This window comes from Polyangium sorediatum (assembly GCF_029946465.1).
GTDB classification, from domain to species: Bacteria; Myxococcota_A; Polyangia; order Polyangiales; family Polyangiaceae; genus Polyangium; species Polyangium fumosum.
This window is the reverse complement of record NZ_JARZHI010000010.1, coordinates 61,786-78,452: the sequence shown is the minus strand read 5'-3', so window position 1 is coordinate 78,452 and position 16,667 is coordinate 61,786. Positions and strand designations below refer to the sequence as shown.

At 69.5% G+C, this 16,667-nt stretch carries 10 protein-coding genes; 5 read left to right on the top strand and 5 right to left on the bottom strand.

The window, feature by feature from the left end; all coding sequences use genetic code 11:
- Positions 1-30: 30 nt before the first annotated feature.
- Positions 31-2,019 (top strand): hypothetical protein, encoded by a 1,989-nt coding sequence (locus tag QHF89_RS14435; RefSeq protein WP_284720480.1) that lies wholly within the window; start codon positions 31-33, stop codon positions 2,017-2,019.
- 30 nt (positions 2,020-2,049) lie between these two features.
- On the opposite strand, the gene QHF89_RS14430 is transcribed toward QHF89_RS14435, so the two are convergent.
- Positions 2,050-4,098: a TonB-dependent receptor plug domain-containing protein gene (locus tag QHF89_RS14430; protein ID WP_136966783.1), complete on the bottom strand. Its 2,049-nt coding sequence runs from the start codon at positions 4,096-4,098 to the stop codon at positions 2,050-2,052.
- 218 nt (positions 4,099-4,316) lie between these two features.
- Here QHF89_RS14430 and QHF89_RS14425 point away from each other — a divergent pair, with 218 nt between their 5' ends.
- The 3 genes from QHF89_RS14425 (at position 4,317) to QHF89_RS14415 (ending at position 6,926) form a co-directional block, all read left to right on the top strand.
- The gene (locus QHF89_RS14425; protein WP_284720479.1) at positions 4,317-4,892 is read left to right on the top strand and encodes a hypothetical protein; all 576 of its coding nucleotides are present in this window, start codon (positions 4,317-4,319) and stop codon (positions 4,890-4,892) included.
- A 172-nt stretch (positions 4,893-5,064) separates the two neighbouring features.
- Positions 5,065-6,189 (top strand): M50 family metallopeptidase, encoded by a 1,125-nt coding sequence (locus tag QHF89_RS14420; protein WP_136966782.1) that lies wholly within the window; start codon positions 5,065-5,067, stop codon positions 6,187-6,189.
- Positions 6,190-6,194: 5 nt separating this feature from the next.
- Positions 6,195-6,926, top strand: coding sequence for a hypothetical protein (locus QHF89_RS14415; RefSeq protein WP_232379474.1), 732 nt, complete (start codon positions 6,195-6,197; stop codon positions 6,924-6,926).
- A 38-nt stretch (positions 6,927-6,964) separates the two neighbouring features.
- Here QHF89_RS14415 and QHF89_RS14410 read toward each other — a convergent pair whose 3' ends face one another.
- The 4 genes from QHF89_RS14410 to QHF89_RS14395 are packed head-to-tail and all read right to left on the bottom strand — an operon-like array spanning position 6,965 to position 14,695.
- Positions 6,965-9,664, bottom strand: coding sequence for a hypothetical protein (locus tag QHF89_RS14410; protein WP_136966781.1), 2,700 nt, complete (start codon positions 9,662-9,664; stop codon positions 6,965-6,967).
- A gap of 13 nt (positions 9,665-9,677) precedes the next feature.
- Complete coding sequence (locus tag QHF89_RS14405) at positions 9,678-10,967, bottom strand: outer membrane protein assembly factor BamB family protein (RefSeq protein WP_136966780.1); 1,290 nt, start codon at positions 10,965-10,967, stop codon at positions 9,678-9,680.
- Positions 10,964-11,332: a hypothetical protein gene (locus QHF89_RS14400; RefSeq protein WP_284720478.1), complete on the bottom strand. Its 369-nt coding sequence runs from the start codon at positions 11,330-11,332 to the stop codon at positions 10,964-10,966. Before QHF89_RS14400 ends, QHF89_RS14405 begins: the two co-directional genes overlap by 4 nt.
- Positions 11,333-11,356: 24 nt before the next feature.
- Positions 11,357-14,695 (bottom strand): FtsK/SpoIIIE family DNA translocase, encoded by a 3,339-nt coding sequence (locus QHF89_RS14395; protein WP_136966778.1) that lies wholly within the window; start codon positions 14,693-14,695, stop codon positions 11,357-11,359.
- A 218-nt stretch (positions 14,696-14,913) separates the two neighbouring features.
- On the opposite strand from QHF89_RS14395, the gene QHF89_RS14390 reads away from it, so the two are divergent.
- Positions 14,914-16,563, top strand: coding sequence for a HEAT repeat domain-containing protein (locus QHF89_RS14390; RefSeq protein WP_136928774.1), 1,650 nt, complete (start codon positions 14,914-14,916; stop codon positions 16,561-16,563).
- The last annotated feature ends 104 nt before the right edge of the window (positions 16,564-16,667 follow it).

Here is a 16,667-nt window from a genome sequence, read left to right as displayed (position 1 = left end):
ATACGAGGATATCTTTTCGGGCTCCAACTGATGGCGCTCGGCTTGCTGAGCGGATGCGGAGAAACATTCCAGGCCAAGCCACCGGACCACCCGAAGCTCAAGGCCGCCACGGCGGCGAAAGCGGGCGCGTCCTGCGAGCTCTGGCTCCGGATGTACACCGACGACGGCGAGGTGGATGTCTACGAGGACAACTTCGTCTTCACGAATCCGGTCTGCATCAAATACGAAGGCGAGCCGGTCGTGATGCCACAGGAGATGCGCGTCTTTACGACGACGGATTACAGGTACGTCCGGCGATACCGCTATTGCAACGAGGACAAGGGCGAGACGTGCACATGGTCGGGGAGGTTCAACCACGGTATCCCGTGGACGTTCGAGTTCTCCACGCGCGGTTTCGATCTCGATCCCATGACGGGCGTGCCGACGCGGGGCGCGGCAGGAAAGCCGCTGGCAGAGGTTATCGACCGGGTCCGTGTCGTGACGAACGGCGTGAACGTGTATGCCTGGAACCCTGGTATCCCGCTGAAGGAACTTCCGGAGCAGCACGCGAGCGGAGGCGCGACAGTCGCAAACGACCACACGCTCATCATCCACGGCGGGGATCTGACGATGGATTTCATGCCGCACGACACCGATATCGGCCTCTACGTGACTGCAAAGTCCCATAATGAGCAGGCCATCGCGAAGGCCGCGGAGGTCGTCGAGCAGGCCGCGGCCCCGGATAAAGTGAGGCGGATCGTCGACGTCCTGAAGAAAGCCCTGGTCGACCCAGGGCAATCCGGGTCCTATCCCTATGGCCAGCTCTCGTGCTTGGCACACCAAGTCGAATTCGTGGTGGACAAGCTAAAAGCGCCGGCCTCGACATCGGAGCACGACGCATATTTTAATTTCCAGAAAGACACAACCACCTGCGAGATTGTCGCAGAAAAACACATCGATCGATCGCTCCAGAATCCATCGGGCGAAATGGAGGCTCGTATCGCCAAGCTGGCGGACGGCGCGTGCGTGCTCCTCAAGGGGCAACAGGAGAAGTCGAAGGCCGAAGAAAATGGCGTGTACGATGTTACGACCGATGGCAAGACGAAGAAGCTCGTCCGGAGCAAAAAATGGGTAGAGACGGGCGAGTTGACGAAAGAGAACCACCCCAACTACAGGGACATCATGGCAGAAAACCGCAGGTTCCGCCTGCGGCCGCTCGCCGAAGGAAAAGGGAAAATCGGATCGGTTCCACTCATCTTCGACGATTTCGACTGTGAGCGAAACAGCCTGGAAGACGCGCTTCAAGCGGCCAAGAGGGGCAAGCCGAGCGCGCTCGCAGCGGTGATTGCTGCCGCGAGCAAGAAGGTGTTGGGGGACGGCGCAACGCCGACAGCGATGACGTCCGTCCTCCAGGAGCTTCCGACCGCCCTCGAGGCCTTGGTGAAGCTCCCCAAGACGCTGGACGACTTGAAGATGGCCCTCGTCAAGCCCGAAGCGCAGCAGCGCCTCTACCTGACCTTGGCCGCGCAAGCCACGAACCTCGACACCTTGTTCCCGCAACGAGCGGCCAATCCCTTGCCGGATGCGGGCGAGTCGCAGCTCAAGATGAGCTATTACGATCCTTTCCAGGTGTACGCCTTCGGCGCGTGGAACGGCGTGCCCTTTCCGATCAAGGACGATACGGTATCCAGCGAGATCAAGCTCGATAACGCCATCCCCATCATCGACGTGGTCGGATTGCGGTTCCAGTGGCGCTGCTCGGGATTCTGGAACCGGTTCGCCGACGCTCGCATTGGGCTCGGGTTCCTCGGCCTGCGGGACACGGTCAAGAACGCCGACGGTATTCAACAGTACACACCGTTTCATTTCGGCGCACAGCTTTCGGTCGCAATCGCCAACCTGCGTGTCGGCGCGGGATACATGCTTCACGAACCCTGGGACGAGAGGAACCTCCGGCTGATTGTGGGGCTGGACCTCGCCCAGCTCGTGACCGGAAAGTCTCTCGAAGCCTTCAGCACAGGCTTCGACAACGACTACTGAGGAAAGGCGCGACGGGGGGCGCGCACATCCTCACGTCCCCCGATACCGCGCCGTCACCCACAACGTCCGCCCCGGCAGCGGAAACCCCAAAAAGTCGCTCACCGGCATCGCCACGCTCGTCCCGAGCAGCTCCGACGGCACCCCGAACGTGCGCACGTCGAACAGGTTCTGCACCTCGACGCCGATCCGCAACGCGCGCACGCGCGGCACGTCGAGCGAGGCGCCCGCGCTGTGGAAGAAGCGCGGCGGGACGAGGAGCGTGCCCGCCGTGTCCACCGTCGTGCCCGCGACCGCGTCGATGCCATACCGCAGCCGCACCGGGCCAAAGCGATACGCCGCGTCGTACGAGAGGTCGTGCAGCGGGCGGCCCGGCAGCGGGCGGCCGTAGGAGAGCGGATCCGCGCCGAGGTTTTCCGTGTGCATGAGCGTGTAGCTCAACGTGGTCGCGAGGTTCGCGGCGACGAGCGAGGCCGAGACCTCCGCGCCCACGATGCGCGCCGCGTCGACGTTGCTCGCGCGGAACGTGCTGCGCCCGAGCGGGAGGAAGACGATGAGGTCACGTGGCGCCGTGACGAACCCGACGAGCTCGTAGCGGAACGTCGCGCGGCCCGCCGCGACGTCACCGTGCAAGCCGACGTCGGCGGAGAGCGCGCCCTCGACACGCAAGCGCGGGTCGCCGAGCAAGCTGCCGCGATCGCCGTAGAGCTCGACGAAGCTCGGGAAGCGGCGAAGGAAGCCGCCGTGCGCCGAAAGGATCGCCGCGTCGGAGAAGCGGTACGAGGCGCCGAGGTGGCCACTCGGGACGAGGTCCGCCGCCGTGGGGCTCGTGTCGCCCGTCGGAGAGAGCGAGGGAGGGACGTCGGTCGCGCGGTCGCGGCGCGCGTCGAGGCGCGCGGTCGCGAAGAGGCGAAGCGGTTCGAACGGGCGCACTTCGAACTCGACGCCGGCGCCGCCCGCGAGGCGTGAAGCCGTGGTGCCCGCGAGGACGGCGCTCGTCTCGGGCGGCGTGAGCGACTCGCCGCGGAGGTCGAGGAAGACGCCGAGGTTCGAGCGCAAGGCGCGCGGGAGCACGACGCGGTAACCGACGGAGCCGCCCGCCGCGAGGATCGTCTGGCGCGCGTCGACGCCGACACGTGTGGGATCGATCTCGCCGTACGGGTCCGCGTAGGTCGCTCCCTCGCGTCGTCCCCACGCTTGCAGGCGGAGCGAGCCACGCGCGACGTCACGCACGGTGGCGTCGACGCCGAGGACGAGGCGATCCGTTTCGAGGCGCGGGAAGAGCGTGGTGTACGTGGCAGAGCCAGGCAGCCCGACGCGGCGCGCGTCGGCGAGGAAGGTCGCGCCGACCGAGCCCCACGATCGTTCGAGCGCGACGCGGCCGACCGCGCCCGCAGAGACGGCGCCCGCGTTCGTGCGCGTGCGCGCGGCGCGTTTTCCGGTGAACGGGTCCGTGACCTCGTACGAGAAGTCCCCGTCGGAGCGCGCGCCGAAGACGCCGAGGCCGAGCGTGACGTCGCCGATCTTGCGCGCGTCGCCCGCGCGGACCTTGAGCGCGCCGAAGGAGCCGGCGAGCGCTTGCCACTCCGTGCGCGCGCCCGCGAGCGGCGTCGGCGTGTCGATGACGAGGACGCCGCCGAGGTAACCGGTGGCGCCGAGCGAGGCCGGCGCGAAGCCGCGGTAGACGCGGAAGCTCGCGCCGGGCCAGAGCGGGAGCGCGCCGACGTCGAACGAAGGATCCGCGCCGCTCGTGAGCGGGATGCCGGCGAGCAAGACGCCGACCTGCGTGGACGCGGAGCCACGAATGGAGAGTGTGGCCTGCGCGCCGTCCGCGCCGAGGCGACGTACGTGCACGCTCGGCAGCTCGGCGATGAGCGAAGCGGCATCCACAGGCTCGCGGGCGCGATCGTCGATCGAGGCGCGCGAGACGAACGCAGGCGTGGTGGAGCCGCGGACGGTGACGTCGAGCGCGGGCTTCGTGGGTTCGTCGGCGTCCGCATCGGCATGGCCGCGCGCGGGGATCACGAGCGCCGCGACGAGCGCGGTCGCGCCGAGGAAACGTGCGCTCGTGCGAGGAGACATGCGATCCGGGACGGTGGTCACCCGTGCGCCCACGGGGACGAACCGCGCCGTTGGTAGATCGATCCACACCGCGAGGCGAGCGTTTGCTGCGTGGGGGCCGCCCTCGACGCAAAAAGACGCGGAGAGCGGCTCACGGGCTGGAATCTCGCGTTACCACCGGGCGAACGAGTTGATGCTGGTTCCTTCCTTCCCGGAAACTCTACTGCTACGAAGGTTCCATGATGACGCGCACGACACACCGCTTGCTCGCTGCAGGTCTCGCTGCCGCCGGGGCCTTCGTGGCGTACTCGCCGGACGCCCACGCCGTCGACTGGGTGATCAAGAACCCCTCGCAGCACCCGGCGTACCGGGCCGAGCTCGAGCCGCACGCCAACTTCATCCTGTTCCGACGTGGCTACGGCATCGGCCGATATGGCTCGGGCGCCGAGCTCGGCGGTGGCTTCCGCGCCACGATCGAGCTCGCCGATCCGATGTTCATCAAGAAGATCAACAACACGATCGGCATCTCGTTCGGCCTCGATTTCACGCAGTGTCGCTACTGCCGCTACTACCGCGACAACTACGCGATCTGGTCGCCCGTGGCGCTCCAGTGGAACTTCTTCTTCACGCGGAGCTGGAGCGGGTTCGCCGAGTTCGGCGGCATCCTCCGCAGCGAGGGCGCCTTCCGCTACGTCGACATCGACCCGGCCATCTGGGTCGGCACGCGCATCCACTTCAACAACGACATCGCCCTGACCTTCCGCCTCGGGTACCCGATGTTCAGCGTCGGCGTGTCCTTCTTCGTCGGGAGCTGACCGAGCCCCCCGGGCCCGCCTTCCCGCCCCCGGGGGGACGGGCCCGCCCGCAAACGGCTCCGGGCCCCCCCGAGCGGCCCCCCCTCATTCGAGTCAAAAAGCACGGTAAAGCTGGTGATCCGAGCGCATCTCACGCGTGCGGATCGTCTGCCGGGCAGGTAGACTGGCGACGATGTTCGGGATCCTGGCCCTCGCCTTGTTGATGGTGGTCCACGAAGGGGGGCACTTCCTCGCGGCGCGTACGTTCGGGATGCGCGTGCTGAAGTTCTCGATCGGCTTCGGGCCGACGTTCTTCAAGATCTCCCCGAAGGACGGCTACTACTGGTTCACCTCGGCCGCCGAGAAGGTGAAGCTCAGGCTCTGGAAGCACGACGCCGAGAAGCAAGGGCCGACGGTCTACCAGGTCGCGATGATCCCCTTCCTGGCGTACGTGCAGATCGACGGGATGAACCCGCTCGAAGAGGTCGACCCGAAGGACAAGGGCAACTTCTCGAACGGGAGCCTGTGGGGCCGCATCGTGACGATCTTCAGCGGCCCGCTCGCGAACTACCTCTTCGCCTCGGTGTTCTTCTTCGGCGCGACGCTCTACGGCGGCAAAGCAGCCGAGATCGTCATCAACAACGAGCGGCAGCTCCTCACGTACGTCGACGCATTGCCCGGCCGGCCGGCGCATAACGCAGGCGTGCAGCCCGGCGACAAGGTCGTCGAGGTCGCCGGCACGCCCGTCGGGACGTGGAACGAGATGGCGGAGCAGATCTCGAAGCGCCCGGGCGAGCCGATCAAGGTGGTGGTCGAGCGGAAGGTCGACGAGAACCACGAGGAGCGCAAGACGCTCGACATCACGCCCTCGAACGAGGACGGCAAGGGCAAGATCGGCGTCGCGCCGCACAAGCTGCCCGTGCCGCTCAAGGAGGCGGCGATCTTCGCGCTGACCGAGCCGCCGAAGGTGGTGAAGAGCATCGGCGCAGGTCTGTCGCAGCTCTTCCGCGGCAACACGGAGGACCTCGGCGGCCCGCTGCGGATGATGAAGGAGACCGAGGACGCCGCGAAGCAAGGGCTCGCCGCGTACCTGTGGCTGCTCGGCGTGCTGTCGGCCTACATCGGGATCTTCAACCTGCTGCCGTTCCCGGCGCTCGACGGCGGGCGGCTCGTGTTCCTCGCCTACGAGGCGGTGACGCGGCGCAAGCCAAACGCGATGGTCGAGGTCTACACGAACGGCTTCGGCATCCTGACGCTGCTCGGGCTCGCGCTGTACATCACGGTCTTCAAAGACGTGCCGCACATGCTCTCGAAGTGATCACGATGGAACGCACGCTCCTCGGCGCCACGCTCGCGGCCACGCTCTTCCTCGGCGCCACAGGATGCGTGACCCCACGCGTGAGCCTCGCCGAAGGTCCACGCGAGTACGTCGCGACGGACTACGAGAGCGTGCTGCGGAAGTGGACGCGCACCGAAGACCTGTTCGCGGTGAGCGAGCTCGAAAATTACCTGACCGCGACGGCGACGTTCGAGTCGTGGGATTTCCGATGGGCCTACGTCGTGCGTTACGTGCAGGACTACCGGCTCACGATCGATCAACGAAAGAAGCTGCTCGAACGCACGCTCGACGAGACGCGGCAGCGGCACCAGTTCTTCGTGGCGCTCTACGGCGGGGAGCGTCGGTTCAATGATCTGACGAAGGCCGACAGCGCGTGGATCGTGCGGCTGATCGACGACACGGGCAACGAGACGGCGCCGGAAGAGATCATCGCGATCACGAAGCCAAACGCGCTCGAACGGACGTACTTCCCGTACAGCACGGTGCACAGGCAAGCGTTCCGGATCCGCTTCCCGCGCTCGACGGGGGACGGGAGGCCGACGATCTCGCCACAAGCAAAGTGGTTCGGGGTCCGCTTCGCCGGCGCCCAAGGCAACAGCGAGCTCATCTGGATGATCGAAGAGACGGGGCCCGTCGAAGGGACAAGCTCCGCGGATCCGGCAAGCCCGAACGCGCCGGCCGCGGATCCACGCGGCACGACGACGGCGGTTCGCTGAGCGCCCTCACCCCCACGCGGGAGAGGGGAGAAGACGGCTCAGCGCGCGAGGAGCTCGGCGATGAGCGGGACGTCCGCCGCGAGTTCGAGCGCGAGCTTGCGATCGCCGACGAGGAGGATCACGCCGGAGGCCATCGCGCGCGACGAGAGCGGCGCAGGGACGCCGGCCCATAACGCGTCGGCGAAGAGGAGCTCGCCGGCGCGCGCCTCGCCGACGACGGCCGGCGGATCACCTTCCAGGATCTCGACGCCGCCTCCGACGACGAAGACGAGCCCAGGCATCGGCTCGTTCTCCTGCGTGATCATCTCGCCCGATTCGCGCACGCGCATGTCGAGGCGCGTGACGAGGGCGTCGCGGGTCTTGGCGTCGAGCCCGCCGAGCGCGCCGAGCGCGAGGCCGGCGCGCGCCTGCAAGCGATCCGCGCTCGCCTTGCAGTCGTCGAGCACCCAGGGGCACGAGCGCAGCGCGTGATCGAAGGTGGCCTCGTCCCACGAGGCGATCTTCGCGCCGCTCGCGCCGGTGACGAATCGCATGGAGAAGCCACCTTCGAACGAGCCACGCGACGTCAAGAACGAGCGCGGACCCGCGACGTGGCCCGGCACGGTCGCGTCGGTCGCGTAGACGGAGACGTCGCCCGCGATCACCAGCATGACGCCGAGCGCGCGCGTCTGGCCGGGGCCGAGCTCCTCGAGCTTCGCAGCGCGCGAGAGGGCACGCTGCACGTCCTCGGGCAGGTCCGTGAGCGGCTCGATCGCTTCGAGCATCACGTCGCCGATGCGCGGCGGTCCCGAGGAGAGCGGCGCTTGCTCGGCAGCAGCCGGCGGCGCGGGCTTGGGGGCTTCGGCCTTCGGCGCTTCGGCCTTCGGCGCTTCGGCGACAGGCTGCGCCGCGTCGGGCTTGAGCGCGGTGAGCGCGGCGCGACCGGCAGGCGAGGCCGCAGGCCGCGGCGGCGCGGGCGGCGGCATCGTGGTGCCGGACCGCTTCATGGCGTCGGGCACGGCGGGCGCCGTCTTCGCCGGCGGAGGCACGGCCCAGCCGGGCTCCTTGTCCGGCGCCGGTTGCGTGGCGACGGTCGGAGGCTTCGGAACCCGGAGCGCGCTCGCCGGGATGGGGCTCTGGAGCGTGTCGGCGAGGGCGCGACGCGCGGCGGGGTTGATGCCGCCGATCGCGGGCTTGGTCGGCGTAGGAGCCTTCGGAGCTTCGGGCGGCGGCGCATCCGCCTTGAGGACGGGCGGCTGCGTTTTCGCCTCGGTGCGCGGCTCGAGGACGGGCGGGGAGGGCGTCGTCGCGGGCCCCGCGGACTTCTGCACGATGGCCGGCGTGGGTGCCTTCGGAGGCACGCTCGGCGTGCGCGGGCCTTGCTTTTGCGGGACGGCGGCGGCCTGGGTGGCGAGCTGTCCCGGCTGCGGCGCGGCCGCCGGCTCGTTCGATCCGCTCGCTTCGGCCGCAGGAGCCGGCGAAGCCGCAGCCGCGGGAGCCGGCGGCTCGGGGGCCGCAGGGACCGGCGGGGGAAGCGGGGCGGCAGCTTCGTTCGGCGCTTCGACGACGGGCGGCGGAAGCGGCGGCGGCCGCACGGACGGCGGCTGCGGAGGCACGGGCGGGCGCACCGAGGCCGGAGACGGCACGGGCGGCGCGACCGCAGGATTCGCGGGGGACGAGGCGCGCAGCGGCGGAGGCGGCGGCTTGGCCGGCGGCGCAGCGGCCGACGCCGGCGACGCGGCGAGCGCGGTGCCGCCGGGGAGCGGCGGCGGGACGGCGCGTTTTTTCCCGAGGGTCTGCTCGAGCGGCGCGGCCGAGGTGAGGACACCGTCGTCTTCGTGCACGGCCGGGAGACGCGGCCGCGCGAGGCTGGCGCTCGACTCGCCGGTCGGCGATTTGCGCCGCTGCACGGGCTCTTCGCCGCGCGGCAGGTTCGCGCTCTGCGGATCTCCCTCCGACCAGGGATCGAGGATCGGCGAGCGAAGCGGGGTCTTGCGGGGCGGCGCGACGGACTTGCCCGGCCCCGGCGGGGGCGTGGAGGTCGTCCGCGCGGTCGTCGCAGACATCGGCGGCGGCGTCACCGAGCGAGGCGGAGGACGCACCGACGGCGGGCGCGACGGCGGCGCGAGGAGGTCTCCCTCGGGGAGCGGCGCCGGCGGAATGGGCGATACGGGCGGCGGGAGCGGCGCGACGCTCGGCGGGGGCGACGCGACGAACGACGCCGCCGGCGGGAGCACGGACGGCGGAGGCGGCGGTCGCAAGGAGCCGGGCGACGGCGCGATCGGCGTGGTCTGTGGAGGAAGAGGCGGCGGCGCCATCGAGGGCGGCCGCATGGTGTGTGGTACGGCCGAGGGAGGCTGCGGCGTCGTCGCTTGGGGCGGCGGCACGGGCGGCGGCGCCATCGGCGGGAGCGGCGCCGGCGGCACGATCGCGGGCCTCACGTGCGCGGGCGGCGGCGTGCCGGTGTTGGGATCGAATTCGATGTCGAACGAGGGCAAGGGCGCGCGCGGCGGAGGCGGCACATCGACGGCCGGCGCGGCGGCGAGCGCGTCATCGAGCTCCTGGGCGTACATCCCGAGCTCGGAGGCGCGGAAGACGTTGCCCGAGGACTCGGCGGCCTCGGCGGCGCGGCGGAGCCAGACGACCGCGTCTCTCCGCTCACCACGCGCCCACAACGTTTTCGCAGTCGACAACCCCCAGACGACATCCTCCGCGTCGTCGGGGCGCGGATCGGGAAGCGTCACCGAAAGCTCGGCCATGACCAGACAACCCCTACCACAGGCCGTTTCTGGTCGGTGCGGGAAGTGCCGCCCCCTGGATCGCGTAGAGGCGACCGTCCTCTGCGCCGGCGTACAGGACCCCGCCCGGGCCGAGGACGAGCGGCGCGTCGACGTCGCCCGTGAGCGGCACCGAGAAGAGGCGCGATCCGCGGGAATCGACGGCGTAGACGTGGTCGTCGGACGCGCCGAAGTAGAGGCGCCCCTCCGCATCGACGAGGGGCCCGCCATGGACGCCGAGCTCCCGGGGGCCGCCCTCACGTACCCGAAAGGCAAACCGCTCGACGCCGCTCGTCGGATCCAGGGCGACAATGCCGGGCCTCGGGCCGTACACTCCCGCGATCACGCTTCCATCACGGCCGAGCGAGAGCCCCCCACGGACGAACCCGCCGACGTCCGCGCGAAACCGAAGCGCGCCGCTCTTCTCGAACGCGAAGACCTGGCCGCCGTCGGTGCCGACGAAGATCGCGCCGTCGTCGCCGACGAGCGGGGCGCAGTCGACGTCGGCGCCAAGATCACGACGGAAGACACGCGCGCCGGAGAGCGAGAACGCATAGAGGTGATCGTCCTGCGCGCCGACGTAGATCGTGCCGTCGTCGTCGATCGCAGGCGAGCCGTAGATCTTGCGCTGCAAGCGGATGCGCGTGCGCAAGGCGCCGCTCGGGCGGATCACGTAGAGCGAGGTGCCGGCGGCGATCACGATCGAGCCATCGGGCGCCTCCGCCGGCGAGGTGTCCGCGTCCCCATCGACGAGGAGCTGCCAGCGGATGCGGCCATCCGAGAGGCGAACGGCGACGACACGATCGGCGTCGGAGCCGAGGACAGCGTGATCCCCGGTGACGAGCGGGCTCGCGTAGATGCGATCGCCGAGCTGGATCTTCCAGCGGAGATCCCCCGTGGGCGAGAGGCGCGCGAGCGTGCCGCCGAGCGAGGCGACGAGGAGATCGCCGCCTTCGAGGATGGCAGGCATCGCGGCGATGGATGCGGCAGCCTCGTGGAGGACGGAGGCAGCGGGGAGCGCGCGTGGGCCGTAAAAGGGGCTTTGATGCCGGCGTTTTGCGTCGCCGCGGAAGGTGCGACTCGGCGGGCCGCGCACGACGACCTCGGGCGGCGGAGGCGGCGGCGGCGGCGGGAAGGCCTCCGCGAGGCGGAGCGCTGGGTCGAGGATCGCTTGTTCGGTCGCGCGCGCAGTCATGCGCGTCGGCGGCGCGCGTCCGGCGGCGAGTGCGGAGACGATCGTCGCGGCGGCCACGGACGCGAGGAGCGGCCCCGGCGCGACCCTCACCGCGCGCGACGACCGCGACTGCGCGACGAACCGCTACGCTTCTCGCCGCCGCGGATCTGCCCCGGGCTCGTGCCGTTCAACCCCGACGAACCGTGCGCGCCGTGCGCGCCGTTCGTGGCCGCGCCGTTCGCGCCGTGCACGCCGTTCAGCGTGTAGCCGTGCTCCACGCAGCGACGCATCATCTCTTCTTTGCCGGCGAGCGAGACGGACTCGCCGGGCATGCGCCGCGCAAGCCACGCGATCAGCGTCAGCCCCGCTTCCCGAGCGGCGGGCGGCAACGCGTTTTCCCGAAGGAGGCTCGCGATCTGAGCGATGAGCCGTGTGCGCTCTTCTTCGCACGCCATCTCGAACGGTGTCTCTAGCACGCGGGGACGGAAAACAAATAGCGATCAGAGGGGCGCGATCAGCACCTCCCGGTCCTTCGCTCCGTTCGCAGGACCGACAATCCCACGCTTTTCCATGGCGTCGACGATTTTTGCGGCACGGTTGTATCCGACACCGAGCTTGCGCTGGATCCACGACGTCGAGCAGCGCCGCGTCTCGGCCACGATCCTTACGGCAGCGTCGTACATCGGATCGTTCTCGGCATCATTCGTGTCCGCCTCCTGGCCCTCCTCGTCGCGCGGCTTGAGGATCGCCTCGTCGTAGACGGGCTCGCCCTGGAGTCGCAGGAAGTCGGTGATTCGCTGCACCTCTTCCTCGCTCGCGAAGGGGCACTGCACGCGGCGCGTGTCGGTGGCGCCGTTCATCTTCACGAGCATGTCGCCGCGGCCGAGCAGGTGCTCGGCGCCCTGCTCGTCGAGGATCGTGCGGCTGTCGACCTTCTGCGCCACGCGGAACGCGATGCGCGTCGGGAAGTTCGCCTTGATCATGCCGGTGATCACGTCGACGCTCGGGCGCTGCGTCGCGAGGATGACGTGCATGCCCGCCGCGCGCGCCTTCTGCGCGAGGCGCGCGACGCTGGCCTCCACGTCCTTGCCCTGCTGCATCATGAGGTCGGCGAACTCGTCGACGACGATCACGATGAACGGGATCTTCTCCGGCATGGCCACGTCGGTTCCGTCCTTCGCGGCGTCGACCTCGACCTCGAGCCCCTCGGCCGAGATCGCGGCGACCTTCTTCGGCGGCCGCGGGGGCTTGGCCTCGCCGCGCTGCACCTTCTCGACCCACGCGTTGTACGTGCCGATGTTCTTCGTGCCCGCGTTCGCGAAGAGCTGATAGCGCCGCTCCATCTCGTCGACGGCCCACTTGAGCGCGTTCGCCGCCTGCTTCATGTCCGTCACGACCGGAAGGAGCATGTGCGGGATGCGATCGAAGGGCGCGAGCTCGACGACCTTGGGATCGATCATGAGCATGCGCAGCTCGTCGGGCGTCTTGCGGAAGAGCAAGCTGACGAGCATCACGTTGAGCCCGACGCTCTTGCCCGCGCCCGTCGCGCCCGCGACGATCACGTGCGGCATGGACGCGAGGTCGGCGAAGTACGGCGCGCCGATGATGTCGCGGCCGAGGACACAAGGCAGCGGCGCCTTCATCTCCTGGAAGCGTCGATCCTCGACGAGCTCACGGAGCGAGACGGGCATACGCCGCTCGTTCGGCAGCTCGAAGCCGATGCGGTTCTTGCCCGGGATCGGCGCGATGATGCGCACCTTGCGCGAGAGGCCGAGCGCGAGGTCGTCGGCGAGGCTCGCGACCTTCGAGACCTTCGTGCCCGCCGCCGGCGCGACCTCGAACGTGGTCACGGTCGGCCCGGGGTGGATCTCCTCGACCTTGCCGCTGACGCCGTAGTCGGCGAGCGTCTTTTCGAGGAGCGCGGCGTTGTCGCGGAGCTGCTCTTCATCGATGGCGAAGCGATCGCCGGGCGAGGGCGGTTCGAGCATGTCCGTCGTGGGCAAGCGGAAGCCCCTGCCCACCGCAGGCACGACCTTCACGACCTCGGGCGCGCTCGGCTTCTCGGGCGCGCGCGGGATCGCCTGCGGTGCAGCAAGCGGCGCGGCCTGCGCGACGGCGCTCGGAGGCGTCACGGGTTTGGCGATGGGCTTCGGGGCCTCGACCTTCACGGGCACGATCGGGCTCTCGTCGATCGCCTCGTCCGGTTCGTCCTCGCTCGCCGGTGCTTCGTGCTCGAGGTCGTGCTCGAGGTCGCGCTCGTCCTCGCCGTCCTCGTCGTCCGCTTCGTCCTCCTCGTCGTCGATCTCCTCGTTCACGAGCGCGGGCGCGGGCGTGGGCGTGGGCGGCGGAGGCGGCGGCGCGGCCGGCGTCTTCGGCGGCTCGATCGGGCGCGCCTTCGTGATCGCCTTGGGCGCTTGTGGCTTCGGCGGCGCGACGGGCGGCGTCGGCGTGGCGGCGGCCTCGAAGAACGAGTCTCCCGCGGCCATGTCGGAGACGGCCACGATCGCCGCGGGATCTGCGGGCGGCGCGAAGATCGCGGGGCCCGTCGAAGCCTTGACGCTCGACGTGATCGACGCAGCCGCGGGCGCAGGTGCAGCAGGCGCGATCGGGGCAGGCGCAGGTGCAGCAGGCGCGATCGGGGCAGGCGCGATCGCAGCGCGCGCAGCCGGTGCAGCGGGCGTGAGCGCAGCCGGTGCAGGCGCAGCCGACGCCGCAAGCGTGATCGATCGCGCGGCCTCGATCGGCGCCGCCGACGTGTTCGACACGATCACCGCAGCCGGCGCCGCATGCTCCTTCGTCTCCGTCTCCTCCGACGCAGCCGCGGGCTTCGCCGGCTGCGCGCGCCGCTTGCGTTGTTGCGGCTTCGGCGCATCCGCCTCGACGAGCGCACTCGCGATCGCGCCGCCGTCGTTCCACGCAGCGACCGGCAGCGCCGGCTCGGATGCGCCCTTCGCGATCACCACGTTCATCGCGTCGGGCGTCGTGTCCTTCTTGATCTCGTCGCCCTCGTCACCGGCCGTCAGCGCCGCGATGATCGCGTCCGCCGCGGGCGTCGCCACGATCTTCGCGTCGGCCGCGCGCTCGGCCTTCTCGTCCTTCGTGCTCGCGCGCTCGATCTCGCGCGCCTTCTGCCACGCCGACGCGAGCGCGCGGAGGCCGAACGCGCCCTTCTCGCCGGCGTTCTCCAGCGATCGCCGCATCCGCTGCACGAGCTCGATGAACGAGAACGTCGCGCGCTGGACCAGGATCAACGAGACGACCGTCAACCCGATGATGTACGAGCCGATCGCCGAGAACAGCGAGCGCATCACCTCGCCGAAGAGCTCGCCCACCGCGCCGCCGAGCGGCATCGCGCCGAACGACGTCGCCACCGGAAACGCCACGTGCGCGAGCGCCGCGAGGATCACCACGACCACCGTGTCCCCGCCGAAGCGCGACACGCTCGCGCGCGACGGCTTGCCCCCGAGCAGCGGCGCCGACAGCGCCACGAGCTCGATCGGAAGCGCCCACGCGACGACGCCCACCGTGCTCGCCGCGAACCCGGCGAACGCTGCGCCCACGGGCCCGACCCAGTCCGGCCCCACGACCTCCGGTCGCAGCGGGTCTCCACGGAACGACGCCAGCGCGAGCGACGTGTAGAGCGCGGACGCGAGCAGCACGAGCGCTGCCGCCTCCCGCGCATACGTATGGCGCGCCGGCGCGGCCGTCGCCGCGGACGCGCTCTCGCCCTCGCCCCCCCGGCCTCCGCCGCCACGCGTCTTTTTCGTGGGCGACGAAACAGTTTCACCGGGACCCGGGGCGGTCTGCACACGACGCGGAGCGAAGAGGGGAACGGTCATGGCCTACCTGAACCTACCTTGCCTACATATTCCCACTCTTCCTTCTATGCAAGTCCCTGGTGGCGAAGGCGGCGGGACGTGCCGGGTTCGTGGTCGAGGGCACAGAGGATCCTCCTCTTCGGCGCGGCGCGGCGCGGGTGCGCCTTTGTTAAGGACCCGAAATTCTTTGAGCCTGGGACGCCCCGAGCGGTACCATCGCCGCCATTCTCAAGGACAGCATGCGAAGCGTTGATGGAGCAGGGCCGCGCCCCAAGACCGCGAGCGTTCTCGCGACGTGCCTCGTGGCCTTGGGCATGGGGCTCGTGTCGAGCGGTTGCCGCGTCGACGACAACGACATCCACCGCTGGGAGAACACGGCCCACGGCCCGAAAAAGCTCTGCGCCGTGCTGCTGTACGACAAGTACGACACCTCGCTCCGCGTCGAGAGCGCGCTGGCGCTGATCCGCATGAAGCCGCGATCCGGCAGGCGCCTCGCCTTCACGCAGATCGACAGCGAGGATCCGCCGGAGAACGAGGCCTGCAAAGGCAGCCTCGTCGACGTGCTTTCGGGCCTGCGCGCCGAGGTGCAAGGGCCGATCGTGTCGCAGCTCGTCTCCTCGATCATCGTGGAGCTGAAGCGCCCGCCGCCCGTCGCGCAGCCCGGGCAGCCTGCGCCCGCGGACGGATCGTTTCCGTACAAAGACGCGGCCTACGCGATGCTCGTGGCGGACAAGCCGCCGCTCGTCACGGACGAAGGCCTCAAGCAGACGCTGCGCGGCGCGCTCGTCGAGTGGGCGATGGCCGACTTCGAACGCCGCCTCGAATCACGCGGGCAGGCCTACGGGATGGAGCAGCTCCTGCGCGTGATCGGGGTGGAAGCGGTCGTGGGGCTGCCGAAGCTGATGACGAAGGAGACGCGCAAGCTCGACGCCATGGCCTCGCTCGTGGCGGAGCTCGGCGACGCGAAGACAAAAGAAGCCGCGTCGGCGGCGCTCGTCGAGGTCGCGAAGTGGATCCTCTCGGACGACTGGACGAAGGTGCGCACGCCCGAGCTCAAGGACTCGAACGCGGCGCAAAAGCTCACGCCGACCGAGGAGCAGTTCAAGAAGCAGATCGAGGCGCTCCAGGACGACGAGCTGATCAAGGTCTTCGCCTCCATGCGCAAGGTCGGCGGCCGGCCCGTGGTCGATCACCTGCTCGGCTTCGCGGCGCGCAAGGATCAAAGCGAGAAACGAAGGCAAACCGCGCTCGCCGCGCTCGAAGGGCACCTCAAGAAGGACAACGCCGACGACGTCAAGCGGATCCTCGAGATCGCGGGCAGCGACGCGCCCGACGTGGTGCTGGATCAAGCCTTCCGCCGCATCGGCGAGCTGCCCCGCGAGGCCGTCGTCGAGAAGCTCTACGCCCTGTTCAAGACCGACAAATGGAAGGTGCGCCGCGCCGCCGCGACGACGGTGCTCAAAATGTCGACGGTCAAGGACGTGGGCGAGTTCCTCGGCAAGCTCCCCGATGACAAAAACTTCGCCCTCGGCGAGGCGCTCACGTATGGCGCATATATGGGTGAGCTGAAGGAGGGCACGCCCCTCGATGCGCTGAAGAAATACTTCGGCCCTGGATCACCCGCAGCGCGGACGAGCGCGATCGCGTATTATTTCACGTACGGGACGTCGGCGGACGTCTCCGCCCTGTCGTCGCTGGAGTCCGACGAGGGCAGGGCCCCGAAGTGCGACAGCGACCCCGACTGCAAATGGGTCTGCGATGTCCCGAAAGAGGGCAGCCAGGAGCGCGAGCAGAAAGAGATCAAGACGATCGGCGAGTTCGTCCGCCACTGCGTCGTGCCGGCCATGAAGGAGCGCAAACCCGAAGCTGCCAAGGAGCAAAAGAAATGAGCGGCAGAGCACGCCCCGGCGAGTGATCGCCGAGCGTGCCGCCCAGGTCTCGGAGGATCGGGAGTGCCGGATCCTCAGCACGGCTCGGAACCATCGACGACGAT